This window comes from Herbidospora solisilvae (assembly GCF_009901565.1).
GTDB lineage: Bacteria > Actinomycetota > Actinomycetes > Streptosporangiales > Streptosporangiaceae > Herbidospora > Herbidospora solisilvae.
Map to the genome: position 1 here is coordinate 1 of NZ_WXEW01000001.1, position 18,545 is coordinate 18,545.

Genomic DNA, 18,545 nt, shown 5'->3' on the forward strand with positions numbered 1-18,545 from the left:
CGGGATCAACCGGCTCAAACGCCACCGCGCCATCGCCACTCGCTACGACAAACTCGCCGTCCGCTACGAAGCCGCCGTCCAGATCGCCGCCATCAACGACTGGTTAACCCGACTTCGAAACACGACCTAGCCGGCGTCCCCTGCGGATGAACGTGATAGCCAGGTTCTGCTGAACGGCCAGGGTGTCGGGGTGGTCGCCGCCCAGCACCCGCTCCCGATCGGCCAGGGTCTGCTCGTACAGCGGGATGGCCCGGCCCAGATCCCCCGCCGCCCGGTAGGCGTAGGCGAGGTTGTTGCGGGAAGCCAAGGTGTCAGGGTGGTCACCGCCCAGCACCCGCTCCCGATCGGCCAGGGTCTGCTCGTACAGCGGGATGGCCCGGCCCAGATCCCCCGCCGCCCGGTAGGCGCCGGCAAGGTTGTTGCGGGAAGCCAAGGTGTCAGGGTGGTCACCGCCCAGCACCCGTTCGCAGTCGGCCAGGGTCTGCTCGTATAGCGGGATGGCTCGGCCCAGGTCCCCCGCCGCGTAATAGGCTCCGGCGAGGTTGTTGCGGGAGGTCAGGGTGTGAGGGTGGTCGCCGCCCAGCACCCGCACCTGATCGGTCAGGGTCTGCTCGTATAGCGGGATGGCCCGGCCCAGATCCCCTCCCGTCCGGTAGGCGTACGCGAGGTCGTTGCGGGAGGTCAGGGTGTCGGGGTGGTCGCCGCCCAGCACCCGCTCCCGATCGGTCAGGGTCTGCTCGTACAGCGGGATGGCCCTGCCCAGATCCCCCGCCGCCCGGTAGGCGCCGGCAAGGTTGTTGCGGGATGACAGGGTGGAGGGGTGGTCGCCGCCCAGCACCCGCACCTGATCGGCCAGGGTCTGCTCATGCAGCGGGATGGCCCGGCCCAGATCCCCCGCCGCCCGGTAGGCGTAGGCGAGGTTGTTGCGGGATGACAGGGTGGAGGGGTGGTCGCCGCCCAGCACCCGCTCCCGGTCGGCCAGGGTCTGCTCGTACAGCGGGATGGCCCGGCCCAGATCCCCCGCCGCCCGATAGGCACCGGCGAGATTGCTGCGAGCGGCCAGGGTGTGGAGGTGGTCGTCGCCGAGCACCCGCACCTGATCGGCCGCAGTCTGTTCGAGCAGGGGGATGGCGCGGGCCAAGTCGGCCAGGTCCTGAAGGTAGACCCCGCACCAGGCGCGTAAGGACAGCAGACTTTCGGAAGGGTCACCGAGACTCGCGGCCAAGGTGTGCAGGGCGGTGGTCTGTTCAACCAGCATCTCCACGGCCGGGCGGGCGGTCCAGGTGGCCGCGTCGTCGGGGATGTGGTTGTTAAAGCTGTGCAGCAGCTCGACGGCGTTGTCGAGCACCTGGACCAGACGGTTTACCTCCTCGCTTTTGTCGCCGTCCTCGCCGTTATCGCCGCCGGTGGTGTGGTCGTCGCCTGCGGTGTGGTGGTGGGCGCGTTCACGCAGGACCCGGCTGGTCAGGCGGTGCATCAGCACCGTGGTGCCGTCCTCGCTGAAGGTGATCAGTGAGGTGTCGGCCAGGTCGGCCAGCAACTGGTCGATGTCTTCGGTGGCAGCGGGGTCGGGGTCGGTGGTGCCGTGAAGGATCGCCCGGGGGACGCCGGCCTCGGCCAGCACCGCCAGCAGCTCCAGCATGTCCCGCGCGTAGGGGATGGTCTGTTCGGCTTGGTCGATGGACAGCAGGATGGCTTGGGCGGTCCCGTCGGGGTAGCCGTCTGCGGCGTGCGGCAGATACCGGTACAGCGGGTAGCCGCGCAGCAGGGTGAGGTAGGCGGGGTAGGTCAAGCGGCGGCGGTGGATGTAGGCGCCGGCTTGGCCGACGGCCAGCGGCAGATGCCCCAGCTCGTCGGCGACCTGTTCGGCGCCTGCGCTGGTCAGGCCGGTCCGCTGGTGCAGGAAGGTCGTCGCCTGTGATGAGCTGAAGACGCCGACGTCGACCGCCTCGTACAAGGCGTGGAAGGTGCGGTTGCGGGTGGTGATCAGGATGCGGGTGGATCCGGTGGCCGGGCACCACCACCTCACCTGCTCCACATGGGCGGCGTTGTCGAACACCAGCAGCGCCGACTTGCGGGTAGCCGCCAGCCAGTCCCGCGCCTTCACCGCCCCGGTGTACGCGTCATCCTCCGCGGTGAACAGGCCCAGGCGGCGGGCCAGACCGGCCAGACCGGTGATGACCTGGTCTTCGCTCTCGGCGGTGACCCAGGCGATGACCGGCCACCCGGCCCGCTGGCATGCCCACGCGTAGGAGGCGGCCAGCAGGCTCTTTCCCACCCCCGGCGTCCCGGTGACCGCGTCGACCACCGCCGCACCCTGACCATCCACCCGCTCATGCAACCGCACCAGCAGGTCGGCCCGTTCCTGGAAAGCACGCGGCTGCTGAGGGATGTCACCCTCGACGATCTGTCTAGGCGGTGGGGGCAGCGGCGGCAGTTGGAAGGTCAGCGCCGTCTGTTGGTTGATCTCGTTGATGGTCTGGCCGCCCCCAGATTGGTAGATGCGGGCGCGCCCGGAGGCGGTAGCGTCCATCCGAGTCGACTCATCGGAACCTTCGCCAACAGGACCTTGATCTGGTTCTTCCGGCCCGGCCGGGGTCGGATAGTTCATCGTTCGTTGATGGTTTGGTCGCGGCCGGCTTGGTACACCTGCCCCGAGCCTGACGCTTCCGCGTTCATCTGCACGTTCCGCGCCCCGTCACCGGTGGAGACGATGCCGCGGTTGCCGCCGTGGACGGTGGTCGAGCGATCCTCGCCGATCCGCACGTCCCAGGCCGACCCGATCTGGTTGACGTTCCCGCCGATGTGGCTATTGGAGATGACCTGGCTGCCCGCCCCCGCCGTGATCGGCGCGTCCTTGACCAGGGCGGCGATGTCGGCGGCCAGCTGCCCATCGGCGCTCAGCGCCTTCTTCACCTGCAACCGTAACGCCGCCACCGCGTCGTCGCTGGCGTCCTCGATGACATCGGCCACCGCCTCCCGCAGCGCTGGCCGCGACAGCTCACTGCGGACCAGCAGGTCCAGCATCCGCAGCCCGAAAAGCGCCATGGCCTGCTCGGCCCGGACAACCGGCGCCGTCTCTGCAGGCGTGTCCCACACCTGGGCGCCGTATTCATCAGCCGCGGCCGTGATGTACGGAACCACCCGGCCGGTCAGCTCAGCGACCTCACCCATCGCCATTCCCCTCCCCTTCGCCATTTTTCATCCCCCGAAGGTGGATGCGATCGTAACGCGCCCGCCACCCACAACCACGCGCCAATGACGCGAACAGTCCCCGACCGGACACCATTCACCAATTCGCACCCCTCCCACCCCGGGGACAAAGATCCATACCCCGGAGTTCAGTTGCGGCTATTTCTGATCACCAAGGCGTGCGGAACGCGACGCGCCCGGCGCATCGGAGTGTCTGACCTGCCAGAAGAGAGCAGGGTCCCGGCTGGGGAGGGTGGCGCGACACCGGAGGCCAGCCCGTCGGCGACGCCTGTACCTTGAGCCGCGAATAATCGAAAGCCGACATATGCGGCATTCCAGGAATGTGGTCGAAACAGTGGGGGCGGGAGTTTCTCTCGTTCCGTTCCTGTGACGGTTTCGGGCCGGGACGGGGTGTATCGCGTCAGAGATTCCGGTGTCGGCGATGGGGCGGGATACGATCGCGCGAACCTGTACACAAAAGACGGACAAAAAGGGGATGAGGGGGCGGGGATGGATGTCGCGGAAGTGGCCGCGCAGGTGGTCCCGTACGTGACCGCGGCGATCGGCGCTCTAGGCGGCGCGGTGTGGACCAAGACCCAGGACGCCGTGGTCGACGCGGCCGCCGGCTCGGTGGCTGATGGGGTAGTCGGCTGGGGGCGGCGTCTGCTGGGCCGGGTAGCTGAGCGGGAGGAGGGGCGGCCGGCGTTGGAGAGCGCGGTCGCCGACGTGGCCGCCGACCCCGCCGATCAGGACGCGGTGGCGGTGCTACGGGTGCGGATCCGCAAAGCGCTGGCCGCCGACCCGGCCCTGGCCGCCGACATCCAGCAGATGCTGGCCGCGGCCGCGCCCATCACCGCTGGGCCGGGCAGTCAGGTGATCTCCGGCAGCTACATCGGCGGGGACGCCTTCCAGATCGGCTCGGCGGGCAGCGTGTCGATCGACCGCCGTCCACCCTCTCGGTGACCACCTCCCGGGCGGGACTGGGCGGACAGGTCCGTGAGCGCCTCCCGAGCCGCCTGAAGCGCCGAAGGCGCCGCCGGCGGGTGAGACCGCCTCATCACGTCCCTTTCATCCAGGCCGGTCAGCTCCGGCAGCCATCAGCGCAGACTTCCTCCAGATCGGCCGCACGTCATGTCACCCGACACCCCTGAACCCGACCCCGCACTCACCCCCGCCTCTGATCTCGCCGATCCCCCGGCCTCCGCGCAGGAGCCCAGGCCGGGTGCGGCTGCTCATGGTGGGGTGTCGATGGCGGGGTCCCACATCGGCGGGGACGCCGTCCAGATCGGGTCGGCACGGGATGTGTACATCGGCACGCCACCGGCTGAGGGACCAGCGGGGGCGGGTGGGCCGGCGCGCCCGGTGCCGGGCCGGTTGCTGGCCGAGGTGACCGATCCGTTCGAGCACCAGCTGGAGATTCACCGCGCCATCGACACCAGCACCGGTGCCGCAGGCCCAGCCGCGCCGACGGACCTAGCGGCGCTTCCGGCGTATGTGCCGCGAGCGCATGACCAGGCGCTGGCGCAGGTGGTCGCCCAGGCCGCTGACGGGCACAGCCGGATCGCGGTGCTGGTGGGCGGGTCCTCCACCGGTAAGACCCGCGCCTGCTGGGAAGCCCTCCACCCCCTGCGTGCTCGAGCAGAGGAATGGCGGTTGTGGCATCCCATCGACCCCACCCGCCCGGACGCGGCGCTGGCGGATCTGGAACGGATCGGGCCGTACACGGTGGTGTGGCTGAACGAGGCCCAGTTCTACCTGGCCGACCCCGCCCTGGGTGAACGCGTCGCCGCCGGGCTGAGGGAACTGCTGCGCGACCCCGCCCGGGCTCCGGTGCTGGTGCTGGCCACTTTATGGCCGGCCTACTGGGACGCCCTGACCACCCGTTCAGGCTTTGACGCCCACGCGCAAGCCCGTGAACTGCTGGACGGGCACGCCATCACCGTCCCCGGAGCCTTCACCGACGCCGACCTGAACGCACTGGCCGGGCTGGCCGATGCTGACCCGCGCTTGGAAGAGGCCGCCGGGCAGGCCGGTGACGGGCAGGTCACACAGTACCTTGCCGGGGTTCCGGTCCTGATGGATCGCTACCGGCAAGCCTTACCGGCTACCCGGGCGTTCATCCACGCGGCGATGGACGCCCGGCGTCTGGGGTGCGGACCGCATCTGCCGCTGGCGCTGCTGGCCGCGGCCGCTCCTGGTTATCTCACCGACGCCGAGTGGGAACAGAGCGGCCAGGACTGGCTTCAAGACGCCCTCGAGTATGTCACTGCTCCGTGCAATGGCATTCCTGGCATTCTGACGGCGGCCAGATCCGGAATCGCCCGAAATCAGCGGGGCAGCCGCACTGTCGCCCCCAACCCTCAGCCAGGTTCGGGGCTGCTCTACCGGCTGGCCGACTACCTCGATCAGCACGGCCGCCGTTACCGCACCGAACAGATCCCGCCCATCGACTTCTGGACCGCCATCGCAGCCCATGCGGACCCTGGCGACCTCAACGCGCTGGGGAACGCCGCGTGGGCTCGGGGCTTGTACCGCGACGCTGTCCAACTCCACAAACATGCCACCGCCCACGGCAATCCGCAGGCCGCTTTTCCCCTGGTCGCTCACCTGCATACCCTGCACCCCGGCGACCAACGCCCAGCCCACTGGGCCGCCGCCCACGCCGCTCTCGATGACCCGTCCGCAGTGACCGGGTTGTTGAGCGGGTTGGCGGAGGTGGGGGCGCTTGAGCAGGTCGCGGTTTTGGCCGAGCGGGCCGCCGCTCACGTTGTTCTTGATGATCCGTCTGCGGTGGCCGTGCTGTTGCACGGGTTGGGGGAGGTGGGGGCGTTTGAGCAGGTCGCGGTTTTGGCCGAGCGGGCCGCCGCTCACATTGTTCTTGATGATCCGTCTGCGGTGGCTTGGCTGCTGAGCGGGTTGCAGGAGGTGGGGGCATACGACCGGGTTGCCATGCTGCTGGCTCGTGAGCCTGCCGTCTGCGTCAACCTCGATGACCTTTTTGCCGTGGAAAGGCTGCTGCGTGTGTTGGGGGAGGTGGGGGCGTTTGAGCAGGTCGCGGTTTTGGCCGAGCGGGCCGCCGCTCACGTTGTTCTCGACGACCCGAACGATGTGGCCATGCTCCTGAGCGTGTTGGGAGAGATAGGAGCGTTTGAGCCGGTCGCGGTTTTGGCCGGGCGGGCTGCCGCTCACATCGTCCTCGATGAGCCTTATGGCGTGGCCGTGCTGCTGCGCGGATTGCAGGAGGTTGGGGCGCACAGGCAGGTGGACGTCCTGACTGCGCGGCTTCCCGCTGCAGAACAGTTCTGGCTGTTCCTGGAAATCAGCGGGAACGCGGAGCGGTTCAGATTCGGGCGGGAACCGAACGGCGACGCGGTCGCTTACTGGACATGGGATGACCTTGAGTGACTAGAGCGCTGGCCATCAAACAGAGCGCAGGATGATCTTGCGTATATCGAATTTATCGTCCTGGCCCAAGAAGGGTTTCATGTGTCCGTTCAAACCGCCTGACTGTTTGCAACAACACATGAAACACGGTTCGCCCTGGTGGGACGTCTCGGCTAGCTCTGCTTCATAGGTGGACGCTGTCGATGTCCGAAGTCGACTGGGCGGATCCGAACTCCCCGCACTTTGCACCGTTGGCTGGTTCACCAGCCGTGCGGCCTCAAACCCCCCGGGTTTTGCCCGGGGGGTTGATGTCGTCGGGGTGGGTTCAGGTGGTGGTGTGGTTCTTGTCGGCGCGTGCCCAGAGTTTGAGCTGGGGCCAGGACAAGCGCAGGGGGCCTTTGGTTGTGGAGATCGCGGTCCACAGTTGGCTGGCGGGGGTGTCGTCCGAGCCGCGGCGGCCGTGCAGGATGACGGACCAGGGCAGTTCGGTGGTGTCGCCGAGGGCGCAGCGCAGCAGGGCCCGGTAGGTGGTCGAGGGAGTGCCGCCGCCGTAGCCGTAGGCGAAGGCGTCACTGCCCATGTGCGGCAGCATCGGCACGGGGTCGATCCGCATCCGGCCCTCGCTGGTCGGTGTGAGCGCGAGCAATGTCGTGGTCGACCCGAGTTCGTCGTCGCCGGCGATCACGGTCTTGTCGGTCCAGTGCGCGGTCACCTGCAGGCCGGCCGGCCATTCGGCGAGACTGTGATCCTGGCCGGAGCTGAGGCGGGTCACCAGGATGTAGCGGCCTTCGCTGTCGCGGTAGATGTTCTGGAGGCCGTCGGCGGGGTAGTCGGCGATCAGGCGCTGGACGCGCCGTAGCCGCAGCGCCGCGGCCGGGTCCGGTACCGGGGTCAGGGTTTTGCGCCAGGCCTCGACCACGGGGCCCTGCCAGGGGCCGGTGAAGCGCAGCAGCCCGTCATCGGCGACCGGAACGTAGGCATGCGAATCACGGATCCGGCCGGCTTGCTTGGCCATCGTGCGCAGTTGCCAGGCCAGCAGGGTGATGGCTTCTTCGTAGACCTCACCGCGGGGATCATCGAGGTCCAGTTCGCCCTCGATCGCGCGTAGCCGGGTCAGCTCTGCGCTGACCTGGTCGGGGTCGGTCACGGGCTGCGCTGCGGTGATGAGCTGCTCTACCTCGAACGACGGTGCGGGCCGGGCGGGGCGGCACACCAGGTACCAGCCGGGGCCGGTGTCGGCGAGGTGTTCGTGGGCCGCGCGGATCTCCCTCAGGCCTTCGGCGGCGTCGGCGGCCAGCGCGGCGAAGGCGGCCGGGAACTCCTCGGCCATGCCCACCTGGAGCGCGCGGGCGAGCCGCTCTTGTGCGGCGGGCCATTGGGTCACGGTGTCGGGGGTGATGAAGGTGCGGTCATAGGAGAGGGTCTGCTGGGCGTTGTCGGTGGTGGCGGTGTCGTTGACCCATAGCGGGATCGGGCGGCCGACCACGGCGGCGATCGCGGTCAGGTCCATCTGTCCCTTCCACTTCGTGTCCGCGTCGGCGGGGCTGATGGGGCGGGGGCCGGCCAGGCTGGGGCCGGTGCGGGAGATCCAGCGGCGCAGCCCGCCGAAGACGCCGGGCGCCTCGTCGGGGTCGGGGTCGGTCTGGTGGTAGCGGTCGAACAGCCGGTAGACGGAGGCGGTCTCAGGCAGGTCGTGGATGCTGGAGAGGTAGCTGAGGGACTTCTCCTGCGGCATGACGACCACAGCGTCGGCCCACCAGCGGGGGTGGATGAGCTCTGCGGCGGCTTTGGCCAGCCAGTCCTTGTGCGCGCCGCCGGTGTCGTCCAGGGGCTGCAGGTAGATGAGGTGCCCGTGCTCGGTGTCCCACACGATCACGTAGAAGGCCTGGTCGCGGTAGGAGCCGGGCAGCGTGACGATTCTTCGCTGCAGTTCCGGCGCCGGGCCGGCGGCGGGAGGGGCCCGGAACAGCCACAGGGAATCCTCGCTGACTTTCCGGCCGGTACGGGCGCACCAGGCGTCGATGGTCGCCGCGGACCACAGCGGCCGGCCATCGGCGTCGGCGCCGTCCGGGCGCGGAAGCCCGGAGGGTGTCGCGGTGGCCAGCGCCCGGGCGCGGCCCTCGGAGATGCCGGCACGACGAGCCAGTTGGGCCAGGGTATGCGGCGAGCGGTCAAGTGACTGTTCCATACGTTTCCCTTCGCCATGCCGAGCACTTCCGCTCGTGCAAGGGAAATGGTATCCCATGCCGAGCGGTTCCGCTCGGTATGGGATTTGGTCTCGCTTGGTCGTCGCACTGATGGCGCGCCCGCGATGGGCGTCTCGTAAACGTAGGTTTTCGTTACACCCGCGCCGTGTCGGCGTCGCCGCAGCTCACATCTGTAACGAAACCCGTGTACGCGCCTATGTAACGCTGTCGGATGTTCGCGTTACAGTGGCGGGTGTGAGGATCGGTTATGGACGGGTCTCGACCCGGGATCAGAACCCCGACGCCCAGCGCGACGCCCTGATCGCGGCCGGCTGCCAGCAGGTGTTCGTTGACAAGGCCTCGGGCAAGCTGGCCCGCCGGCCCGAGCTGGACAAGGCGCTGCTGTCGGCCAGCCGGCCCGGCGACCAGCTGGTGGTGACGAAGCTGGACCGGCTCGGCCGGTCGCTGGAACACCTGATCGCCTTGTCCAAGGACCTGCAGGAGCATCAGGTCGATCTGGTCGTGCTCGACCAGGGCATCGACACCTCCACCGCGCTGGGGCGGATGTTCTTCCAGATCCTCGGCTCGATCGCCGAGTTCGAGCACGCGTTGATGTCGGAACGGACGATGGACGGCCTGGCCGCGGCCCGCGCCCGCGGCCGCACCGGCGGGCAGAAGCCCAAGCTCGGGCCCCGGCAGGTGAGCCTGGCCCGGGCGATGTATGAGGAGACCGGGGACGACGGGCGGCGCCGGTACACCGTCGCGCAGATCGCGGCCGAGTTCGGCGTCACCCGCCCGACGATCTACCGCCACCTCAGCAAACCCACCCCCGGACCACCGGCCGCATAACCGCGGTCCATCCCAGACGCGGCGGTGGCGGCCCCGTTCATGTACTACGACGGCAATCGCATCCGTCGCTTGTGTTTCATAGGTGTTTGCCTATGAACACAGCCCCCATGCCACTGCGTTAAGGGGTCGCCGTAGAACTCGCCGAAAGACAGCCAATAAGCTCCTGAGCTGAGGATCTTCGTGCTCTGGCAGGAAGTGGCCGGGTGGCGACCGGACGGATCATCTTCGGCTGGTGGTACGGAGTCTGGGCTGGCGTGCGCCGACCACGCTGGAGCTGACGGAACTGGACGAGTTCCTGCTGGTCATAGCTCAGGTGCGAGGGCGGGCGAGGACAGTCCGGCTTTACCGGGAGGCCGGGCAAGTGGGCTGGTACGGCGCTTCGCGGATGTACTGCCGCCATTCCTCCGGTGTGAATCCACGGCCTGCGATAGCGCACACAGCACCAAGAAGATCACGCGGAAGCGCGACATCCCAGATCCGCACCGTCCCGTCGTAGCTGCCGCTGGCCAGGCGCGTCCCGTCCGGGGAGAACGCCACCGAGGAAACCCAGCCGGTGTGGCCGGTCAGGGGCTTGCCGATCGGGGCACCGGTGCGCGCATCCCAGATCCGCACCGTCCCGTCGTAGCTGCCGCTGGCCAGCCGCGTCCCGTCCGGGGAGAACGCCACCGAGGAAACCCAGCCGGTGTGGCCGGTCAGGGGCTTGCCGATCGGGGCACCGGTGCGCGCATCCCAGATCCGCACCGTCCCGTCGCCGCCGCCGCTGGCCAGCCGCGTCCCGTCCGGGGAGAACGCCACCGAGGAAACCCAGCCGGTGTGGCCGGTCAGAGGCTTGCCGATCGGGGCACCGGTGCGCGCATCCCAGATCCGCACCGTCCCGTCGCCGCCGCCGCTGGCCAGCCGCGTCCCGTCCGGGGAGAACGCCACCGAGGACACCCTGCCGGTGTGGCCGGTCAGAATGGCGCGTTGGGGTCGGCTGAGCAAGGAGATCATGCTCGCCGAGGCTTCGTCGGTGTTGTAGATCGCCCAGGCGGCGGCGGCCAGTCGTGCCGAGACCGCAGGGTCATCGGCGACGGATTGGCTGTCGCTGTAGGCGGCGGCCTGCCGGGACAGGAACTGGGCGTTCTGGCCGAGTACCAACGTGCGTTGCTGGTCGGCGTCGCGGCCGAAGCGGACCGCGGTGACCGCGGTGATGACCGCGATCAGCAGCAGCACGGCCAGCACCCCGGCCGCTGCTTGCCAGCGGCGCCGGGTCCGGGTCGCGGCGCGGCCGCTGACGGTCAGGAAGGCTTGGACAGCATCGGATGCACTCAGAGCGGGGTAGCGGCTGGGATCGGCTCGCCAGCGTGCGGTCGCGCTCCGCGCGTCCTCCAGGCGAGACCCCCGGTACAGGAAGGAGGGATCGTGGCCGCGCCGATCCCACTCGGCGGCGTCCTGGTGGATCTGGCCGTGCATGATCCGGTCCGCCTGATCCTCGGCAAGCCAGGTCCGCAGCCGCGGCCAGGCGGTCAGGAGCACGTCATGGGCGAGTTCGACCGTCCCCACCGTCCCGGCCGGACCGGCCGCCGGGAAACCGTCCGCTGGCCTCGGCGACCTTGCCGTCGGGCCGGGCGAGCTGGTCCCCGGGTGAGAGTCCGGCTCGTCCGCTCCCGACCGCGCCCCCGATGCCGATTCCACTGCTGGTCCTGGTGCTGGTCTCGGTGCTGATCCCGGTGCTGATCCCGGTGCGGGGTCTGACGCCGGTTCCGATGACGGATCGGTGGCGCCGGCCGATGACATGACGGTCATGAGACGGGCGCGGGTGAAGGCCTCCACAACCTGGCGGACCTGACGGACCTCAACGTCCTGACGGTCCCGGGGGTTGTGGTCGCCGTTGGCCGATGGGCCCAGCCCAGTCAGTTCGGTCAGTGAGGCGCGCCGCCGGCTGATCTGCCCGCCGGTCCCGGTGATCGTCAAGGACAGCAGGACCCGCTGGGCGATCTGCCGCTGCGGGGGATCCAGGCGGGTGTAGGTGTCCTCGGCGGTGTCGGTAACGGCCGAGGCGACCCCGCCCGCGAGATCGTAGGCGGCGTGGGTCAGCCGGTTGCCTTCGCGTTTGTCCCAGGTGCGGGCCATGGCCATCGACAGCAGCGGCAACGCGCCCACCGCCGCCGATCCGCCGGGCCGGCCTGGTTCGATGGCCGCGGCGTGCAGGTGGCTGACCAGGTCATCGACGATGTGCTCGGCCAGGCCGTCCTCCACCCGCAGCCCGGCGGCGGCGGCCGGTCCGGTGATGGCACGGCGCAACTCCTGCTCACTCATCGGGCCCAGCACGAACGCCCGCTCCTCCAGCGCGCGAGCCAGGACCGGGTAGGCGGCACAGCGGTCGACGAAATCGCCGCGGACCGCCAGCACCACAGTCGCCGCCGCAGGCCCGTCCACGCCTGCGCGCCATCCTCGCCCGCCCTGGCCGTCACCACCTTCATCTTGTGATCCCTCACCCGAGTCGGTGGGGGGTTGGGGGCGGGCGGTCAGCGCCTGCAGCGCGACCAGGAACCTCTCAGTCTCGGCGAGCTCCCCGGGCCGGTCGCTGGGGGGCGTGGCGGAGGCCAGGGTGAACAGTTCCTCGAACTGGTCGACGACCACGATCAGCCGCTGCACGCCCTCCCAAGCACTCCCGCCGCCCGAGGACTCCCGCCCGCCCGAGGACTCCCGCCGGCCCGAGGACTCCCGCCCGCCCGAGGACTCACGCCCGCCCCGTTGCCGGGGGTGCGCCGGATCCGCTCGGCGGCCAGGACCTGCTGGGCCCGCCGGACCACGGCCTGGGCGGGGTCGGTGCGCAGCTCGGCCAGCACCTGGTCGGGGTCGGCGCCGCACCGCACCGCCAGCTGCACCGCCAGCTCCTGCAACGGCCGGACGCCCGGGGTGAAAGTGATGTGCAGCCAGCCGGCTGTGCCGAAGGCCGCGGCCGGCGAACCGGGCGCCGTCGCGTGCAGCTGGGGCAGCAGCCCGGCATGCAGCAGGGAGGACTTCCCCGCGCCGGAAGCGCCGGTGAGGATGATCGGACCGCCGCCGGTGTGGGCGGCCACCATGCTCACCAGCCGGGCGGTGGCCTGGCCCCGGCCGTAGAAGACCGTCGCCTGGGCGGGCCCGAATGGGGCCAGCCCCTGATACGGGCAACGCCCCGCCCAGACAGCCGACGGCTTCGCCGGGTCCATCCCGCCGGGGCCCGCCGTCGTGGCCGCGTCGGGCAGGCGGACGGCCAGCTCGGCCATCTGCTCGTGGAACTCCAGGAGCAGCGCGATCATCCACTGCTGCTGGGAGCGGTCGAACCGGTGCTCGGCCTCCTGCCGCGACAGGCTCCGCTGAATCTGCACCACCGCGCCGTCCAGGCCCCTCAGCAACGGACCGAACCCGGCTACCTGCCCGCCCAGACCGGCGAAGCCGTCCATCAGCTCCCGCAACAGTTGTTCCTGGCCGCTGGCGACCGCCTCGCCGACCACGACAGCGGTCGCGTCGACCCGCTCCAGCACCAGCGCCAGCGTCCCGGCCAGCGCCTCAGCCTGCTGGTCCTGGGCCGCCAGTACCTGCTCGATCCGGGCGGCGATCTCCTCCCGTACCAGCTCCGCGAACACCGCCGCATCATCGGCCTCCGCCACGCCGACCGCATCGGCGCCATCCTCAGCGCCGTCCCCAGCGCCGTCCTCAGTGTCCGGATCGGGCGTCCGCCTGGCGGATCTCGCGCGGGTGCGGGCGCGGGCGGAGTCCAGGGACTCGCTGATGAGGGTGGCCAGCACGTTGGCCCCGACCGAGCCCACCACATTCAACCCGGCCGCCACCGCCAGCAGGCCCGGCTCGGCCAGCGCGATCGGGACCAGCGCGCTGGCACACAGACCGGCCAGCATCGCCCGCGGGCTGGCCCAGGCGACACCCCGCACGGAAAAGGCAGCGGCCTGCCGATAGGTCCAGCGCCGCGCGCCGTCCTGGGCGGCGCTGATCGACCCGTCCGCGCCCACACCGGGTTCCCCGCCGGATTCCCCACCGTCATGTGGCGGCGGCGACGGCTGGACCTCCTCCGGTCCGCTCACCTGCGACTCCCCGACCATCTGGCTACCACGGCATCCACAATCCCGCGCCCAACCCGCGCGATCGGCTGAAGTGCCAGGAGCACATCTACGGGCTTATCGGTCTCAGAACGGCGATCGCTACGACCTGTACCCGGGTGGTCTCGCAGGAGTCACTCATCACGCCCGCTGGGAACGCGGAAAAGAGGGTGGGTGGTCGCCTGCCGCAAGGGGAGTGTGAGGTCAGCCCTATGGCCAGCCACTGCTCACGCGACCGGACTGCATGAGGAGTCTGCCCTGGTCGGACGTGGAGAGATTCCGCTGATGGTCCCGTAGATCATCGGTAACGCCGGATGCGCCCAGCTGGAAAGCGCTCAGCGGGGCGATCCGGACGACCTCGCCGGTGTGCGGGGCGGGGACCACCTGCTCGCACCCGATGTAGACGATGCGTGGCTGATGCCCCTGGGTGTCGTGGTGGTCGACATCGATGACGGTGTTTCATAGGTGAACGCCTATGAAACACTGGAGTTCGAGGCGCCACTTCCCGACGCCTAACTCCGCTAGATGATAATCATCTAATCGAAATAGACGAATAGTGGGCGACGGCCTAAGGTCACGACATGACCTCCTTCGAAGCGATCTTCGACGAACCGGCAGCCCAAGACTCCGACGAGTCCGCTCACATCACGTGCACCACCTATAGGGCCACCGCAACTCGCGCGGGAAAGCAGTGGATCGTCAACGTCCACGGACTTCCTGATGGGTATGTCGTCCGCGTCCAAGGCGCGACCTGGCGCGAAGCCGAAAGCAACACGATCACGGGCATCACCGACGCCCTGCACGTCGAACCTCCCGCCGCCGTCATCGTCCACATGCGTCCTGACGACGATGAGATCGTGGAAGCGCTGGAGGCCGTCACCGACGCCCGCGCAGCCCGGCTCCACGCCGAACTGGCCGAGAAAGAAGCAGTCCGCGCTGCCGCCCAGACCCTCGTGGACAAAGGATGGACCACCCGCGACGCCGGCGGTGTGCTGCGCCTGTCCGCCCAGCGCATCTCCCAGCTCGCCCCCCGCACCACCGCCTGACACGCCAGGCGGGAGCGGGCCAACCATCAGCCCAGCCGGGCCTGGTGATCGGTGCGGGATCGAGATCGTCGGGTTGGCGCGTTCGGCTGGGCCGGGTGCGGGTTTGTGGTGATGATGACGCTATGGAAGGAATCGGTTCCGGTGAGCCGAAGGCCGGGCAGTCGGCCGTCTCCAGCCGGATCCACGGCGATCTCACCCAGATCGGGAACGTGACCGGTGACGTCGTCATCAACAACCATCCGCCTGCCTCGGTGGCGGAGCAGATCGTCGAGGGGGACATCCCGCAACAGCCGCGTGCTTTCCAGGAACGCGCCGATCTGCTGGCGCGGTTGCATGAACGGGTCCGGGGGCGGGGCGCCGCGGTGATCGATGCGGTCACCGGCACTCCGGGGGTGGGCAAGAGCCTGCTGGCCGCTTCCTACGCGTGGGCGTGTCAGCAGGCCGGGTGGCCGGTCATCGCCTGGATCGCCGCCGAGAGCGAAGAGCAGATCATCACCGGCTTGGCGGGACTGACTCGGCGGCTGGGCCTGTTCGCCGCTGATGATGAGGCGTATGCCGCTGCGGCGAAAGCGCGGGATTGGCTGGCGGCCACCCGGCAGGCGGCGTTGGTGGTGTTCGACAACGCCGCCGATGTGGAGCAGGTGCGGCGGTGGTGCCCGGCCACCGGATCGGCCCGGATTCTGATCACCACCCGCAACCGTGCCTTCCACGCCCTGTATGAGGGCGTTGACGTCGGCGTTTTCACTCCCGGCCAGGCCACGACGTTCCTGCACCACCGCACCGGCCATACCGGCCCAGGCGCCGAGGAGGTCGCCGCCGAGTTGGGGTGGCTGCCGCTGGCGGTCGGGCAAGCCGGCGCCTACATCGCCCGCCGCCGCCTGACCTACCCCGCCTACCTGGCCCTGCTGCGCGGCTTCCCGCTGGCTGAGTACCTGCCGCAATCCGTCGGCGGCTACCCCCATGGGGGCGCGCAGGCGATCCTGCTGTCCATTACCCAGGCCGAACAGAGCATCCCCGGCGCGCGGGACATGCTCGAGCTGCTGGCGGTGCTGGCCGAGGCGGGCGTTCCCCGGGCGGTTCTGTACGGCAGCACCAACCCTGACGACCTCGACCAAGCCGCTGTCGCAGAGGTCGACCGGGTGCTGGCCGATCTGGCCGACACCTCGCTGGTCAGCTTCAGCGAGGACGGGACCACGGTGCTGATGCACCGGTTGACCAGCCGGGTGCTGCGCGAACGCGCCCACCACACCACCGCAGCCGACGACGGCGACGGCAGTGAAGGCGGCAGGGGTGGCCAAAGCCGTTTGACCCAGGCGCTCGACAACGCCATCGACCTGTTGCACCGCTTCAACACGCATATCCCCGGCGGTGCCGCCACGTGGGCCGCGCGTGCCGCGGTCGAGATGCTCCTCGAGCAGACCGCCGCCCTCTACGCCCTGACCGCAACTCTTGGCGAATTGCCTGAACGCCTGCTTTTCTTACGCGCCCGGTGCGCGGACTACCTCGAGGACCTGGCCGATCTGGCACGCGCCATCCCGTTGTACGAGCAGACCCTGGCCGACCAGCAGCGGGTGCTGGGCGGCGACCATCCCGACACCCTGACCTCCCGCAACAACCTCGCCTACACCTACCAGGAGGCGGGGGATCTGGGCCGGGCCATCCCGCTGTTCGAGCAGACCCTGGCCGACCGGGTGCGAGGGCTGGGTGGCGACCATCCCGACACCTTGACCTCCCGCAACAACCTCGCCCGCGCCTATCAGGAGGCGGGGGATCTGGGCCGGGCCATCCCGCTGTTCGAGCAGAACCTGGCCGACAGTGAGCGGGTGATGGGCGGCGACCACCCCACCACCCTGTCCTCCCGCAACAACCTCGCCAGCGCCTATCAGGCGGCGCGGGATCTGGGCCGGGCCCTCCCACTGCACGAACAGAACCTGGCCGACCGGGTGAGAGTGCTGGGCGGCGACCACCCCGACACCTTGCAATCCCGCAACAACCTCGCCTACGCCTACCACGATGCGGGGGATCTGGGCCGGGCACTCCCGCTGTTTGAACAAAATCTGGCCGACAGTGAGCGGGTGCTGGGCGGCGACCATCCCCACACCCTGACCTCGCGTCACAACCTCGCCCACGCCCACCAGGTTGCGGGGGATCTGGGCCGGGCCATCCCGCTGTTCGAGCAGACGCTGGCCGATCGGGTGCGGGTGCTGGGCGTCGACCACCCCGACACCCTGACCTACCGCAACAACCTCGCCCGCGCCTATCAGGAGGCGGGGGATCTGGGCCGTGCCCTCCCGCTGTACGAGCAGACCGTGGCCGACTGCGAACGCGTCCTAGGAGCCGAGCATCCTACGACAAGGGCAGTGCGCGGCAACGTATTGGCCGCCCGCCAACAGGCCAATGCCGAACCCGCGAGCGATTGAACACGGCGCGGCCAATCGCCGTGTTGCATAGGCGACCGTCTATGTAACACGACGGTAGGGATAGGGCGGCAGCGATGTGTTCCGGCAGTGATTACCCGCCGGTACGGTCATTTCGCAATCTAGTCCCGGTGGTCTGCGACGACGGCGAAGATCCAAAATACGTGACATGTTCACGGCGCCCAAGCGCAGATTCCTCTCGCCGGCAGTGGTCACCGCCGGCATCGCACTGGTGGTGCTGGTGGCGGTCGGCGGCGTGGGGACGCCCGAACAATCGGCGACTCCGGATCCGGCGCCGGATCCGGGTCCGGGTCCGTCGACGTTCACGCTCGTGGGCACCGACGTCGTGGTGCACGAACGGGCTGCGGACCCGATGTCCTTGGCGACCTTCTCCTTTTACAGCGACCGCTGGGACCTTCATTACCGCCCTCCCGGTATGGCCACCTTTCTCAGCGTCGCCTACTTCCGCGTCGCGCCCAACCCCGCCCACGACCAGGTTGCCAAGATCCCGTTCGTGTACGAGGGCGACAAGGTCCACTCTGTGGAGATCACCCGGCTCTCCGACGGCGTCACCGTGACCGTGCCGACGATTCCCGCCACGCTCACTCCGATCTTTCTGGATTGGTCGCCCAGCGGCGGGAAACTCCTGTTCACGTCCATGAAGATTTCCGAAAGTGGTAAGAGGCAGGCCCAGGGCTTCGTGGTCGTCGATGTGGCGACCCGGACCGCCCAGACGGTCGAGGTGCCCGATCTGAACAGCGAGGACGCGTTCGGCTGGGCCGGCACCGACGACCAGATCGCCTTCGTCATCGGCGAAGACAAGGGCCCGACCCCCTACATCTACGACCTGCGGGGCAAGGTCCTGCGCACCCTGCCCCACACCGGCACCGGGCTGGACGACCCTCGTGACCTCTTCTCCGCCGGAGGCCGCGCCTTCGTGGCCCGGTGTCCGGCCCACCAACTGGCCCACTGCGTCTGGGACACCGCGACGGGCACGGTGCTGCACGAGTTCGAGTCCGCCTGCGACAAGATGCTGGGCTGGTGGGACGCCACCCACCTCTACTGCACGGCCATGCCTGTCGACGGGAAGAGCGGCGTGGTCGTCATCGACCTCACCGGCGCCACGACCCAGACGCTGATCACGGCCTCCTACGAGGAGACAGAGGATCTCTACCTGAAAGGCGCCTACCAGCCCCGGGCCGCTACGGGTCCCCGTCCGTCGCAGGGGGACGATCACCGCGATTCGCCAGACAGGCACCAGGCGAATGCCAACCTGCCCAGCGGCTGAGGGTGGCGCCACAGTTGCTGCGTTTCATAGATGGCACTTTTGAAACACGGTAACCGGGATGAGACGCGGGTGAGCGATCACCCTGTTTCTTGAGCGAACGCCTA

11 protein-coding genes are annotated in these 18,545 nt (G+C 69.3%); 6 read left to right on the top strand and 5 right to left on the bottom strand.

The window, feature by feature from the left end:
- Positions 1–103: 103 nt before the first annotated feature.
- Together GT755_RS38325 and GT755_RS38330 are read right to left on the bottom strand one after the other, a co-directional pair.
- A complete protein-coding gene (locus GT755_RS38325) occupies positions 104–2,533 on the bottom strand; it encodes a tetratricopeptide repeat protein (protein WP_202609489.1) in 2,430 nt (809 codons plus the stop codon).
- Between the two features lie 74 nt (positions 2,534–2,607).
- Positions 2,608–3,180: a hypothetical protein gene (locus tag GT755_RS38330; protein WP_202609490.1), complete on the bottom strand. Its 573-nt coding sequence runs from the start codon at positions 3,178–3,180 to the stop codon at positions 2,608–2,610.
- 522 nt (positions 3,181–3,702) lie between these two features.
- On the opposite strand from GT755_RS38330, the gene GT755_RS00015 reads away from it, so the two are divergent.
- Complete coding sequence (locus GT755_RS00015) at positions 3,703–4,155, top strand: hypothetical protein (protein WP_161477622.1); 453 nt, start codon at positions 3,703–3,705, stop codon at positions 4,153–4,155.
- Positions 4,156–4,578: 423 nt separating this feature from the next.
- Positions 4,579–6,597, top strand: a complete 2,019-nt coding sequence (locus tag GT755_RS00020) for a hypothetical protein (RefSeq protein ID WP_161477623.1) — start codon at positions 4,579–4,581, stop codon at positions 6,595–6,597.
- Between the two features lie 304 nt (positions 6,598–6,901).
- On the opposite strand, the gene GT755_RS00025 is transcribed toward GT755_RS00020, so the two are convergent.
- A complete protein-coding gene (locus tag GT755_RS00025) occupies positions 6,902–8,764 on the bottom strand; it encodes a hypothetical protein (protein ID WP_161477624.1) in 1,863 nt (620 codons plus the stop codon).
- A gap of 253 nt (positions 8,765–9,017) precedes the next feature.
- Between GT755_RS00025 and GT755_RS00030 the strand changes: the two genes are divergently transcribed.
- Entirely contained in the window at positions 9,018–9,611 is a 594-nt protein-coding gene (locus tag GT755_RS00030; protein ID WP_161477625.1) for a recombinase family protein, read from the top strand.
- Between the two features lie 342 nt (positions 9,612–9,953).
- Here GT755_RS00030 and GT755_RS38335 read toward each other — a convergent pair whose 3' ends face one another.
- Together GT755_RS38335 and GT755_RS00040 are read right to left on the bottom strand one after the other, a co-directional pair.
- Positions 9,954–12,248 carry an nSTAND1 domain-containing NTPase gene (locus tag GT755_RS38335; protein ID WP_202609491.1) on the bottom strand — a complete coding sequence of 765 codons (2,295 nt, stop codon included), beginning with the start codon at positions 12,246–12,248 and terminating at the stop codon, positions 9,954–9,956.
- Positions 12,236–13,675: an nSTAND1 domain-containing NTPase gene (locus GT755_RS00040; RefSeq protein ID WP_161477626.1), complete on the bottom strand. Its 1,440-nt coding sequence runs from the start codon at positions 13,673–13,675 to the stop codon at positions 12,236–12,238. Before GT755_RS00040 ends, GT755_RS38335 begins: the two co-directional genes overlap by 13 nt.
- A 596-nt stretch (positions 13,676–14,271) precedes the next feature.
- On the opposite strand from GT755_RS00040, the gene GT755_RS00045 reads away from it, so the two are divergent.
- From GT755_RS00045 to GT755_RS00055, 3 genes are all read left to right on the top strand, one after another.
- Positions 14,272–14,736 (top strand): hypothetical protein, encoded by a 465-nt coding sequence (locus GT755_RS00045; RefSeq protein WP_161477627.1) that lies wholly within the window; start codon positions 14,272–14,274, stop codon positions 14,734–14,736.
- A 122-nt stretch (positions 14,737–14,858) separates the two neighbouring features.
- Complete coding sequence (locus GT755_RS00050) at positions 14,859–17,156, top strand: tetratricopeptide repeat protein (protein ID WP_161477628.1); 2,298 nt, start codon at positions 14,859–14,861, stop codon at positions 17,154–17,156.
- A gap of 166 nt (positions 17,157–17,322) precedes the next feature.
- A complete protein-coding gene (locus tag GT755_RS00055; RefSeq protein WP_161477629.1) occupies positions 17,323–18,441 on the top strand; it encodes a TolB-like translocation protein in 1,119 nt (372 codons plus the stop codon).
- Positions 18,442–18,545 lie beyond the last annotated feature (104 nt).